This is a genomic window from Paenibacillus sp. GM1FR (genome assembly GCF_002803315.1).
Classification (GTDB): domain Bacteria; phylum Bacillota; class Bacilli; order Paenibacillales; family Paenibacillaceae; genus Paenibacillus; species Paenibacillus amylolyticus.
The window spans coordinates 197,055-208,328 of the sequence record NZ_MKZL01000054.1; the positions used below are offsets into that span (position 1 = coordinate 197,055).

The following is an 11,274-nucleotide window of genomic DNA, read 5'->3' on the forward strand; positions in this document are numbered from 1 at the left end:
TTTCCTTTTATTGATGATACAATGAATTTAAAGCGTTTACAATAAAAGGGTGCAGAGCCTTCGAGCTGCATTCCGACAGTACAAATAATCGATGAGGTGAGTGTCCATGTCGGCAAGCACGAAACGGCCAAGGTTGAAGCTGAATTTACTGGGGAGCGATGGTCAGCGCAAGTGCAAGGAGATTATGGAGCGTCCCGTGAAGGTTTTGCAGATTGGAGAAGGTAATTTCTTGCGGGGATTTGCAGACTGGATGCTTCATGAGAGTGCCAGACAAGGCAAATTCCATGGAAGTGTAGCTGTTACCCAACCACGACCGGGAGGCAAAGCCAAGCTGGAGCAGATTCGTGATCAGGATGGATTATATACGATGATTACGCGTGGGCTGTCTCAAGGAAAGCCGGTTGAGCGGACAGAGTTGATCTCCATTTTCTCACAGTGTATCAATCCGTATGAGGAATGGGATGCCTTTCTGAACTTGGCGGAACTGCCTTCACTTGAGTTCGTTATTTCCAATACAACCGAATCAGGATTGAAATATACGTATGCGGACTATATCGAGGGTGAACCCGTCCAATCATTTCCGGGGAAATTAACGGTTTTCCTGCATCAGCGATATTTGAAATTTGATGGTGATCCATCCAGAGGTTTGATTCATCTGCCTTGCGAGCTGCTTGAAGGCAATGGTGACGTGCTTCGCAGTTGTGTTCTCCGTCATAGTGAGGATTATGGGTATTCGGAAGGCTTCCGTTCATGGATCGAGAACCATAATCACTTCCTGAACAATCTGGTAGACCGAATTGTCACAGGTGCGCCGACCCAGGAGGAAGCTGATTCCCTGACGAATCGCTGGGGTTACGAGGACCAATTGATTAATACGGCAGAGCCATATCATTTCTGGGCTATTCAGGGTGATGAATCATTGGACAAAAAACTTCCTCTCAAGCAGGCAGGTCTCAATGTACATTGGGTGAAAGATCTGAAGCCTTTTCAGGTACGCAAAGTTCGTATTTTGAATGGGGCGCATACTTTAATGTCATCACTAGGCATTCTCCAAGGCAAGCAGCATGTGAGAGAAACGATGGAAGATCCACATTTTGGCTCATGGATCAGGGAAGCTGTGCATCAGGAGATCGTCCCTGCTCTGGATATGCCCGATCATCAGCTGGACCAGTATGCAGAAGAAGTGTTCGAAAGGTTCCTTAACCCGTATATTGATCACAAATTGCAAGATATTGCTTTGAATACGATCGGAAAATTCAAGGTGCGTGTGCTGCCAACACTATTGTCTTACGAGCAAAATCAGGGAAGGTGGCCAGAACGTTTAATTCAAGGGTTTGCTGGATTATTGTGTCTCTACCGTCCGGTAAATACGCCAGAAGGTTACAAGGCACAACGACTGAATGGGGACGACATTCTGCTGCGGGATGACCCGGATGTCCTGGCTGCTTTGGCTGCACACTGGGAAGGTTATGACACGCTTAACAGGAATCAGAAGCAACTGGATAACCGGGTAGCGGCTGTGTTGTCGGATACCTTGATCTGGGGCGAAAATCTGGATGCAAGAGAAGGGCTGCGTGCAGCACTTGTTCGTGAAATCGGATTGTTGGAAGGTGAAGGGAAATGAACACAACAAGTACAATCAATGACTGGATTGCCATTCAACCACAGGATGATGTCATTATAGCGCTTCGGGATTATGCGAAAGGAGAATGCATTACCCTGCCAGACGGTGTTTCTTTTACCTTGCTGGATGACGTGCCCAAAGGGCATAAGATTGCTGTGCATACCCTGGCACCGGGTGATGATGTGATGAAGTATGGTTTCTCCATCGGGATTGCCCAAGAGCAGATTGAGCAGGGAAGCTGGATTCATAGTCACAACCTGAAGACGGGTCTGCACGGATTACTTGAATATGAGTATCAGCCGGGCGCGCAGGTTCAGACGGACATGCCTCCGGAACATCTGCGCTCATTTGATGGATATTTGCGCCCCAATGGTGACGCAGGTATTCGTAATGAGATCTGGATTGTGAACACAGTTGGATGTATCAATAAAGTGTGTGAAGCTTTGGCACGTATGGGGCAGTCCCAGTTTGGAAGCCGGGTCGATGGTGTATTTCACTTTCCGCATCCATTCGGGTGTTCACAGCTTGGTGATGATCTGAAGTATACACAACAGTTGCTGGCCTCCTTGGTGGAGCATCCGAATGCAGGAGGCGTGCTCGTCATCGGTCTGGGCTGTGAGAACAATCAGGTCGATGAATTCCGTGAGTGTATTGCTCCGGAATACCGCGGTAAAGTACGGTTTCTCAAAGCACAGGAAACGGATGACGAGCTTGAGGAAGGGCTTCGACTGATGGAAGAACTTGTGGAGATCGCTGAACATGAACAACGGCAGCCGCTTCCGCTCAGTAAACTCAAAATTGGTTTGAAGTGTGGCGGTTCCGATGGTTTATCCGGCATTACAGCCAATCCGCTGGTCGGTGCAGTTGCTGATATGTTGGTTGCTGCCGGGGGTACGGCTATTCTGACGGAAGTTCCGGAGATGTTTGGTGCGGAGACGATCTTAATGAACCGGGCTGCCAATGAGCAGGTGTTTCACGATTTGGTGGACCTCGTGAACGGCTTCAAGCAATATTTTGTGAACCATGGCCAGAACATCTATGAGAATCCTTCACCTGGGAATAAGGCTGGTGGCATCACAACGCTAGAGGAAAAGTCACTTGGATGTACGCAAAAGGGAGGACGTTCTTCCGTAGTCGACGTTCTACGGTATGGCAAACGTGTAACTCAAACCGGTCTGAACATTGTAGAAGCACCGGGTAATGACCTGGTATCTGTAACGGCACTGTCTGCGGCGGGTGCACATATTGTGCTCTTCACAACAGGGCGGGGGACTCCCTTCGGAGGTCCGGTACCTACCGTCAAGATTGCGACCCAATCCGATCTGGCGAATCGCAAAAAACACTGGATTGACTTCAACGCAGGCCAGCTGTTGGAGGGGCAGACGATGGATGAGGTGAAAGTGCAGCTGTTCAGCCAGCTGATTGACATTGCTTCAGGACGGTCACACACACTCAGTGAGCAGCATGGATTCCGGGAGATTGCCATATTCAAGGATGGCGTAATTCTCTAAATCCATTGTCGATGGGGGCTGTTGATCGTCTGGGTTACATTATATGGTGAACCACAGCCAATTCCGGTTGAAATTTGCACTACAACCGGGATTGGCTTTATTTAGATTCCACGGATGCCAAGCGCTTTGGAGATGCTTGATAATGCTGCAGGTGAAGCATGTTGTTGTAGTTGCACAATCAATAGTTCACGTGCCTCTTCTATGCTGCCTTCATATGGCTTAATGCCGTGACGTTCCATCCAGTGACCAGCAGTCTCGTATGCGGAGCTGTTCCAGGCGACTTTGCCTTCTGCGAGCCCTTCTTTTTCTTTGGTGCCACTGATCACAATGGCTGCACAGCCCTGAAGGTCCAGAAGTCCACGGTCAAATGTTTTTTTGTCCTCTTTTGCCCCGAAACCGGCTTGTGATCGCAAGGCACGTCCATCGATGCCTTCTTGTTCTGCAACTAACGCATGAAGTTTGAACGCTTCACGGGAGAGTAGACCCGCTTCATACTGTTCCTTGATGGTTCTGGAGTCGGCAAGCAGTCGGTGTACCCAAGGGAAATATTCAGATGAGACAAGAAGCGCTTTCTTTTTGACAAATTTTCCATATGCAGCAATGCCCTCTTCAGCCAGGCGTGAACGCCATAACCAAGGATCGAATTCATCATCCTTGTGCCAATGTTCTTTGGGGGTTAGCGATGACAGAGAAGGATAATCGGCAAATAGTGGTGCCAGAGGTAGCAGCCCTATAGACTGGATACGCTGTACTGCTTCTTCGTACGTTATAACGGCTTCATATGTCATGATATCAGTAGGCTCCTTTTTGTGTGTAGTCAAGCTACGACTTGGTTGAAGCAAGGTATCTCCGGCTCACTTCCTCGGCATGCTGACGAATCTCACTGCGAAGTTGGAGAGGTTCAATCACTTCGGCTTCACGTCCTAATCGGTAAAAGAATCGTACGGCCCAGTCCCATTCCCCTGGTGGACAAAGGAATGATAATTCCCAGAGATCCGGGGCAATTTCAGTCATCTTTTCACCAATATGCTCGTCCTGTTCAGCTTCAATCATTCCCCGATAACTCAGTTGTACCTTAACCAGGGTTGGCGGCTGTTCTGGAGGGATCGGCTTACTCTGCTGTTGCTCTGCCTGTTCATTAAGCATCTGTGCATCCTGTGGTTCGATCGCTTTGACTTCGATAATTCGGTCAACCCGGAACAGACGTTGTTCAACATGTTCGAGGGAATATGCTTCACAGTACCAGAAGCCAGAGGAAGCATATACCCGTGTGGGACAGATATGCAACCAACGCTGACGTGATGCGGAGCGATACAGCACACTAAGCCACCCGTGTTCGGGTATACATGCCAGCAGTGCGTCCAGATGAGGAAGAATGTAATTGCGGTCTGGAATATGATGATGCAGTTGTTTGAGCATGGGATCAATTCGCGACATAATATCATCCGGAATGATAGCCTTAACTTTGTTCATCAGGGTCCAGCGTTTCTCATGAAAGGGTGTGTCGGCGTAGCGACTTAGACCTTCAAGAGCGAATAAGAGCGTCGCTGCTTCTACCGGGTCCAGCTGTAATGGGGGTAATACGTAACCCTCCATAAGACTGAAACCGCCTCCCGGACCGGAAATGGCAATAATGGGCACATTCATCTCGGAGAGGGATTGAATATCCCGAAGAATCGTGCGACGGGAAACCTCAAATTTCTCACCTAATGAGTGTGCCGTTTCGTGACCATGCTGTAATGCCATTACAATGGCAGCAAGCCGATTTGTTCTGTTCATGTCAGCCACTCCGTTTCGATCTGCGCCGCCGGAAAGTGATGTCGTAGTTATATTTCTATTGTAACAACGAATAAGTGACATCATGAGTGTCACCAATTTTTCAACTGTTCATTATTTTATAATGGATCAGCATCAAGATTCACAAGCATGTTCCGGCAGGCTTTGTTAAAATGTGTTTCTCGTCCAATTCGCTTTGCATACTGATATTTCCTTCTATCAAAAAGACCACAGATCATGCCAAAAACCCGTATCCGGTGTAGACGGATACGGGAAGTAGCAGCTTTTGGCTTACAGAAGACGATAAAGGTCTGAAATCTATACCAATATCCTCGCTGAAGACAATAACAAGTATAAAAGGAATGAATATGTGACACTTTGTATCACGGGTATTTCTATCACATTATATTATTCCGAATGATTCCAAATAAGCGAAATCGCTTATTTCATTTCGAGCAGTTGCACTCCACGGGCTTCAATCTCAACACTTCCCGAAAGCTCACGATTGGTGAGCAGATCATGTGCCTTAGCTGTTCCCAGATCATAGGATTGTGTGGTTGCGTTATGGTTCATGACAAACAGGTAGGGTCTGCCGTCTTTGGTTCGCGCGCTTACTTCAACACCTTCTGGTGTCTCAAGCAAGGACTCTACGTTCTTGGCTGCTGCGAGCTGTCCCAGCAAACCATCCAGGAAGCGCTCATCCGGGTCGGATGCAACGTACCAGGCTTCACCTTGGCCAAAGGTATTACGTGTCACAACAGGCATGCCTTTATAAAAGTCGTCTCCATACTCCGCGATGACTTCGGCTCCTTCACTGTGCAGCAGGTCACACAGCATGCCGCAGCCATACTCTCCTTGAAGATCACCGTAGGTTTCTTTGAGGACAATGCGGTTCTTTTGCTCAGGTAGCAGGGCATCAATCTCTTCCACCCAGATTCCGAGCAGTTTACGAAGTTCTCCCGGATATCCACCTGTGGTCACGAGATCGTTCTCGTTGACAATGCCGCTGAAGAAGGTCGTCAGGAATGTTCCACCTGCTTCAACATACTTCTCCAGTTTGGCGGCAAACCCTGGTTTAACCATGTAAAGAACAGGGGCAAGGACAATGTCGTATTTGCTCAAATCCGTATCCACACTGACGATATCTACCTGTATGTTGCGACGGAAGAAGGCTGCGTAGTATTTATGGATCTGATCCACATAGTTCAGGGCAACCGTTGGTCCGCTTGATTTTTCGGTGGCCCACCAGTTATCCCAGTCGAACACAATGGCTACTTTGGATTCAACAGATGCATCCAGCGTGGTATCTCCAAGGATCTGCAATTCCTTGCCCAGCTCAGCGACTTCGCGGAATACACGTGTATTCTCATGCCCAGCATGCTCAATAACTGCACCATGATACTTCTCACAGGCACCGATGGAGCGACGAAGCTGGAAGAACATGATGGTATCGGCTCCGTGCGCAACAGATTGATAACTCCACAGACGCATAACACCTGGACGTTTCAGTGAGTTATATGGCTGCCAATTCTGCTGACTTGGTGTTTGCTCCATCAGCATGAACGGTTGACCATCCTTCAGTCCGCGCATAAGGTCATGAGCCATTGCCGTGAAGCTGACAGGAGTGGCGAGACCAGGATAGCTGTCCCAGGAGACAATATCCAAATATTTTGCCCATTTGAAATAGTCCAATTGTTTGAAGAATCCCATCAGATTGGTAGTAACAACGGAGTCCGGAATATGTTTTTTGATTGCATCGTATTCCAACAGATAACAATCCAGCATGCTGTCGGAGTTGAAGCGAGAGTAGTCCAGCGAGATTCCCTGGAACGTTGAATTGTTGTTACCCCAATGTTCGCTCAGGTTACTCGGTAATACAATCTCGTCCCAATCGTAGAAGGTATGCCCCCAGAAATTCGTATTCCATGCTTTGTTGACCTGTTCCAGAGTCTGATAGCGTTCTTTCAGATACACGCGGAACGCTTTCTCACAGTTGTCACAGTAGCACTCACCGCCATATTCATTGGAGATGTGCCATACGAGAACCGCGGGGTGATCCTTGTATCGTTCGGCCAGTTTATCCGCAATCTTCTCAGCGTATTTGCGATAGGTCGGGCTGTTGGGACAGGAATTATGGCGCCCACCGAATTTGCGTTTGCGTCCATCGGCATTTACACGAAGCACGTCTGGATATTTCTTCGCCATCCAGGCCGGATGGGCAGCAGTGCTTGTTGCAAGGCATATATAGACACCGTTTTCATGTAAACGATTAATCAGTTGGTCGAGTTCTTCAAAACGGTAAGTAACTTCATCAGGCTGAATCAGTGCCCATGAAAATACGTTGATTGTGGCAATATCAATGCCTGCCAATTGGAACATGCGCAGGTCTTCAAGGTGGGTTTCGTGATCCCACTGTTCCGGGTTATAATCGCCCCCGTAGAACATTTTGGGCAGTTTGTTACTAATCAATGTGTTCACCTCTTGTATAAGAATAATCCTATACTATATGATACATATGACTTTTAAAATATAATAAAAGTAATGACTCATATAAGAATACGGAAGTGTATTTCAGCTTATAACCAAGGAGGCATCCCATGTTTATCTCCCCCCGACATCAACGATATTTCATGACATCACGTGATCAGCCGCTGCCCCTTTATATTGAGAGCCTAGGTTATAACGGCAATCAGGAGAAGGTGTTCAGACCTGTGGGGTATCCCTGTTACCATTGGCTTCAGACAGTAAAGGGAGCCGGAGAATTCAAGTTTGCCGGGTCCACGGTCGTACTGGGGGAAGCATCAGGTATTTTGCTTCCGCCGAATGAACCGCATGAATATGTGCGCGCCCAAGGAGAGTGGGAGACATTCTATATTACATTTGGCGGTTCCCAGTGTCCGGCAATCTTGGAGTCACTTAGTCTGGGTGAAGCAGCGTTGCATCAGTGGGAGCAGAGCAGTCCGTTCAATGATTACGGCCAGGAAGTGCTGGATTCGATCAGAAGTGATCAGGATTTGTCGGGACTCGAGGCGTCAGCGGATATATATCGATTTCTGATTTTGCTCAAAAAACATGGCATGACCGGCAATCGCTCTTCGATCTCTCATGCCGTGGAGAGACTCGCTCCGCTCATTGCATTCATGGAACAGCATTATGCGAATCCTGAGATTGGTCTCGAACATATGGCTGACGTCACGGGGATCTCATCCAGACATCTGAACACCTTGTTCAAGCAGTCCTTTGGCATGACAGCCTACAGTTATTTCATTTTGCTGCGCATTCGCAAAGCCAAGGAAATCATGACAGGGGATACCGCCCTGACGATTAGGGAGACTGCAGTTAGGGTAGGGTTTCGAGATGCAAGCCATTTTGTAGCAACTTTTCGCAGGATTGAGGGGGTGACTCCTGAACAGTTCCGTAATTTGTACTAACATGTATCCAAATGAACAAAAAGTGATGCCAGGAAGGTATTGATGCGTTAGGGTCATTACCGTTATGATGGTATCGATTCCTGAGATTCGAAAACGTTTAAACGGACCCATGGTTCCGTTCTACTTGGAGAGGATGATTGAAGATGACAACAACTATACCCTTATGGGATCATGCTGCACCTTATGCAGCCCAGGGTCATGAAGACGAGATGCCACATTTGATTCCATTTATTCAGCCCGGTTCCGAGAGCGCTGTCATTGTATGTCCAGGGGGCGGCTATGGATTTTTGGCTGATCATGAAGGTGCTCCAATAGCGGAATTGTTGAACCGTGCAGGTATAAGTGCATTTGTCCTGAATTATCGGGTGGCGCCTCACCAGCATCCTGCACCGATAACAGATGGTCAGCGTGCCATACGTTATGTTCGTGCTCATGCTGAGCAGTATGGCATCAACCCTGCCAAGATTGCAGTACTTGGTTTCTCCGCAGGCGGACATCTCACAGCAACACTGGGAACGCTGTATGACGAGGGACAACCGGATCATGAGGACCTCATCGAACGCCAGAGTTCACGCCCGGACCGAGTTATTCTCTGTTATCCGGTCATTACGATGGAGTCCTATGGACATGCCGGTTCCCGTGAGAATTTGCTTGGGTCGGACGCCTCTGCCGAGCAGATCAAGGCTTTCAGTGCGGAGCAACAGGTAAGGGCGGATGCTCCTGAAGCGTTCATCTGGCATACCAGCGATGACCAGGCAGTGCCTGTAGAGAATAGCTTGCGTTACGCACTTGCATTGGGTGCGCATGGCATCCCCTATGACTTGCACGTTTTTGAGAAAGGCTCACATGGACTTGGATTGGCTGAGGACAACCACGCGGTTCGGGTATGGTCAGATCTGTGTCTCACATGGCTCAAGAATCAAGGCTGGTAATCACTGATTGGATAACAACTTAACGGTCCTGATTAATCAATTATTCTTATATTAGCGCCTTGGAGCGAAGGAGAAAATAACGATGAAATTGCAGAAAAATGACAAGCTTCTGTTTATCGGGGATTCGATTACAGATTGTGGTCGGGAACATCCTGTAGGCGAAGGCAGTTCAGGTCTGGGCCATGGTTACGTAGCGCAAGTCTATGCCCTCTTGCGGTCCATCTATCCGGAATTGATGTTGCGTGTCCAAAATGTGGGTAATGGTGGAAATACGATTCGTGATCTGAAACAGCGCTGGGATCGTGATGTGCTTGACCTTAAACCGGACTGGCTGACGATCATGATTGGCATTAATGATGTATGGCGTCAGTTCGACAACCCATTGTCAACAGACTCACATGTGTTTCTTGAAGAATATGAATCCACATTGCGTGAACTGGTGGCTTCAGTTCGTCCCAACCTGAAAGGTCTGGTGCTAATGACGCCTTATTATCTTGAGGCCAATCCGGAAGACCCGATGCGGGCAACGATGGATATCTACGGAGAAGCGGTACGCAGGGTAGCGAATGAGTATGATGCGGTGTATGTGGATACACAGGCTGCATTTGCTCCATTTTGGGATCATTTCTATACGTCTGTGCTGACTTATGACCGGGTACATCCGGATGCAACGGGCCATATGGTACTGTCCAAAGCATTCTTGGATGCCATCGGATTCGAATGGTCAGGCAGCGTCAAATCTGAATAAGGACGTGAGGGCATGAGCGACGTAACTGTAGCAGTACAAACCCCGGCATTACTGGGGGAAGGTCCAAGCTGGGATGCAGAGAACAATCGATTGTTGTGGGTAGATATTGAAAGCTTCAAGGTGCATGTGTATGATCCAGCTACAGGGCAGGATCAGGCTTATGATGTCGGTGAACATGTCGGGGCTGTTGTTCCCTATCGTGGTGACGAAGTTGTGGTTGCTTTACGCAGTGGATTCCATACGTATCACTTGCTTACGGGTGAGCTGCAAGCCATTGAGGACCCTGAACAAGGTAAGGATACCAATCGTTTTAATGATGGAAAATGTGATGCGAAGGGCCGCTTCTGGGCAGGCACGATGAGCATGAATAATGAGAGCAAAGCCGGATCATTGTATTGTTTGGAGCAAGGGCAACCCGTTCGCACAATGGTACAAGGTGTGTCTACATCCAACGGTCTGGGCTGGAGTCCGGATCGGCAGACCATGTATTACATTGATACCCCGACACGTTCTATTGACCAGTTTGATTTTGATCTGACGGCAGGTACGATACAAAATCGGACAAGTATCATTCACATACCGGAGGAATTCGGTTTTCCGGATGGGATGACGGTTGATGGTGAGGGCATGCTGTGGGTTGCGCACTGGGGCGGAGGAAGAGTCACTCGTTGGAACCCGCATACATCAGAATTGTTGCAACAGATCGAGGTGCCGGCAGATCAGGTAACATCCTGCTGTTTTGGTGGACCGGATCTCGAAGAGTTATACATTACAACAGCACGTATAGGGATTAAGGAAGAACGTTTGAAAGAGACACCGGATGCGGGCTCACTTTTTGTCATCAGACCGGGCGTTAAAGGGCAGGAGACTCACGCTTATGGTAGCCAGCAATAAACAGGTGCCAATTATGTAGTGAACCTTAGTGAACCTCTGCCTGGTTTGCCAGGAAAGAAACGATTCCATTTTTTCACTCTTATATAAAATGTCGAAAGGTGCTGTTCTAACAGCATCTTTTTTTGTTGTATAAACCAGTTTGAACACTGAAAATATTTTACAAAAATCGGAATTTCGACAGAGGGGTTTGGAGATTGCCAGCGAATGTTATTTATTGAAAGTATTATCCAGATAACCGCGAATCAAGAACAATTATGTAAGCGCTTAACAATATGACTGGAAGGGGGTGAGGCTTCTTGTATCAAGGGATGCATTGATTCGTCTGGCACGCCATCATCAGCACGATGAGACAGCGGGG

9 protein-coding genes are annotated in these 11,274 nt (G+C 48.1%); 6 read left to right on the forward strand and 3 right to left on the reverse strand.

The genetic code is table 11. The features are described 5' to 3' along the window. The first annotated feature begins 106 nt into the window (after positions 1 to 106). The gene (locus tag PAEAM_RS25095) at positions 107 to 1,624 is read left to right on the forward strand and encodes a tagaturonate reductase (RefSeq protein ID WP_100529365.1); all 1,518 of its coding nucleotides are present in this window, start codon (positions 107 to 109) and stop codon (positions 1,622 to 1,624) included. After that, on the forward strand, positions 1,621 to 3,135 hold the full coding sequence (locus PAEAM_RS25100; protein ID WP_179086417.1) for a UxaA family hydrolase: 1,515 nt from the start codon (positions 1,621 to 1,623) through the stop codon (positions 3,133 to 3,135). The genes PAEAM_RS25095 and PAEAM_RS25100 overlap by 4 nt, the downstream gene beginning before the upstream one ends. 101 nt (positions 3,136 to 3,236) lie before the next feature. Here the strand turns inward: PAEAM_RS25100 and PAEAM_RS25105 are convergent, their stop codons facing one another. The 3 genes from PAEAM_RS25105 to PAEAM_RS25115 all read right to left on the reverse strand — a co-directional run bounded on the left by PAEAM_RS25105 (position 3,237) and on the right by PAEAM_RS25115 (position 7,380). Beyond that, positions 3,237 to 3,923 carry an AlkZ-related protein gene (locus PAEAM_RS25105; RefSeq protein ID WP_036670284.1) on the reverse strand — a complete coding sequence of 229 codons (687 nt, stop codon included), beginning with the start codon at positions 3,921 to 3,923 and terminating at the stop codon, positions 3,237 to 3,239. A 34-nt stretch (positions 3,924 to 3,957) separates the two neighbouring features. Beyond that, positions 3,958 to 4,914: a helix-turn-helix transcriptional regulator gene (locus tag PAEAM_RS25110; protein ID WP_047842441.1), complete on the reverse strand. Its 957-nt coding sequence runs from the start codon at positions 4,912 to 4,914 to the stop codon at positions 3,958 to 3,960. A 438-nt stretch (positions 4,915 to 5,352) separates the two neighbouring features. Further along, positions 5,353 to 7,380 carry a beta-galactosidase gene (locus tag PAEAM_RS25115; protein WP_100529366.1) on the reverse strand — a complete coding sequence of 676 codons (2,028 nt, stop codon included), beginning with the start codon at positions 7,378 to 7,380 and terminating at the stop codon, positions 5,353 to 5,355. 128 nt (positions 7,381 to 7,508) lie between these two features. Here PAEAM_RS25115 and PAEAM_RS25120 point away from each other — a divergent pair, with 128 nt between their 5' ends. The 4 genes from PAEAM_RS25120 to PAEAM_RS25135 all read left to right on the forward strand — a co-directional run bounded on the left by PAEAM_RS25120 (position 7,509) and on the right by PAEAM_RS25135 (position 10,916). Further along, on the forward strand, positions 7,509 to 8,342 hold the full coding sequence (locus tag PAEAM_RS25120) for an AraC family transcriptional regulator (protein ID WP_100529367.1): 834 nt from the start codon (positions 7,509 to 7,511) through the stop codon (positions 8,340 to 8,342). 143 nt (positions 8,343 to 8,485) lie between these two features. Continuing rightward, on the forward strand, positions 8,486 to 9,274 hold the full coding sequence (locus PAEAM_RS25125; protein WP_036609494.1) for an alpha/beta hydrolase: 789 nt from the start codon (positions 8,486 to 8,488) through the stop codon (positions 9,272 to 9,274). Between the two features lie 82 nt (positions 9,275 to 9,356). Further along, a complete protein-coding gene (locus tag PAEAM_RS25130) occupies positions 9,357 to 10,022 on the forward strand; it encodes an SGNH/GDSL hydrolase family protein (RefSeq protein WP_100529368.1) in 666 nt (221 codons plus the stop codon). A gap of 12 nt (positions 10,023 to 10,034) precedes the next feature. Next, complete coding sequence (locus PAEAM_RS25135; protein WP_100529369.1) at positions 10,035 to 10,916, forward strand: SMP-30/gluconolactonase/LRE family protein; 882 nt, start codon at positions 10,035 to 10,037, stop codon at positions 10,914 to 10,916. The last annotated feature ends 358 nt before the right edge of the window (positions 10,917 to 11,274 follow it).

Excerpts from the sequence above, each read along its gene's own strand:
- PAEAM_RS25095 (WP_100529365.1), top strand. The coding sequence starts at position 107 with ATGTCGGCAAGCACGAAACGGCCAAGGTTGAAGCTGAATTTACTGGGG.
- PAEAM_RS25120 (WP_100529367.1), top strand. The coding sequence starts at position 7,509 with ATGTTTATCTCCCCCCGACATCAACGATATTTCATGACATCACGTGAT.
- PAEAM_RS25125 (WP_036609494.1), top strand. The coding sequence starts at position 8,486 with ATGACAACAACTATACCCTTATGGGATCATGCTGCACCTTATGCAGCC.
- PAEAM_RS25110 (WP_047842441.1), bottom strand. The coding sequence starts at position 4,914 with ATGAACAGAACAAATCGGCTTGCTGCCATTGTAATGGCATTACAGCAT.
- PAEAM_RS25100 (WP_179086417.1), top strand. The coding sequence starts at position 1,621 with ATGAACACAACAAGTACAATCAATGACTGGATTGCCATTCAACCACAG.
- PAEAM_RS25130 (WP_100529368.1), top strand. The coding sequence starts at position 9,357 with ATGAAATTGCAGAAAAATGACAAGCTTCTGTTTATCGGGGATTCGATT.
- PAEAM_RS25135 (WP_100529369.1), top strand. The coding sequence starts at position 10,035 with ATGAGCGACGTAACTGTAGCAGTACAAACCCCGGCATTACTGGGGGAA.
- PAEAM_RS25105 (WP_036670284.1), bottom strand. The coding sequence starts at position 3,923 with ATGACATATGAAGCCGTTATAACGTACGAAGAAGCAGTACAGCGTATC.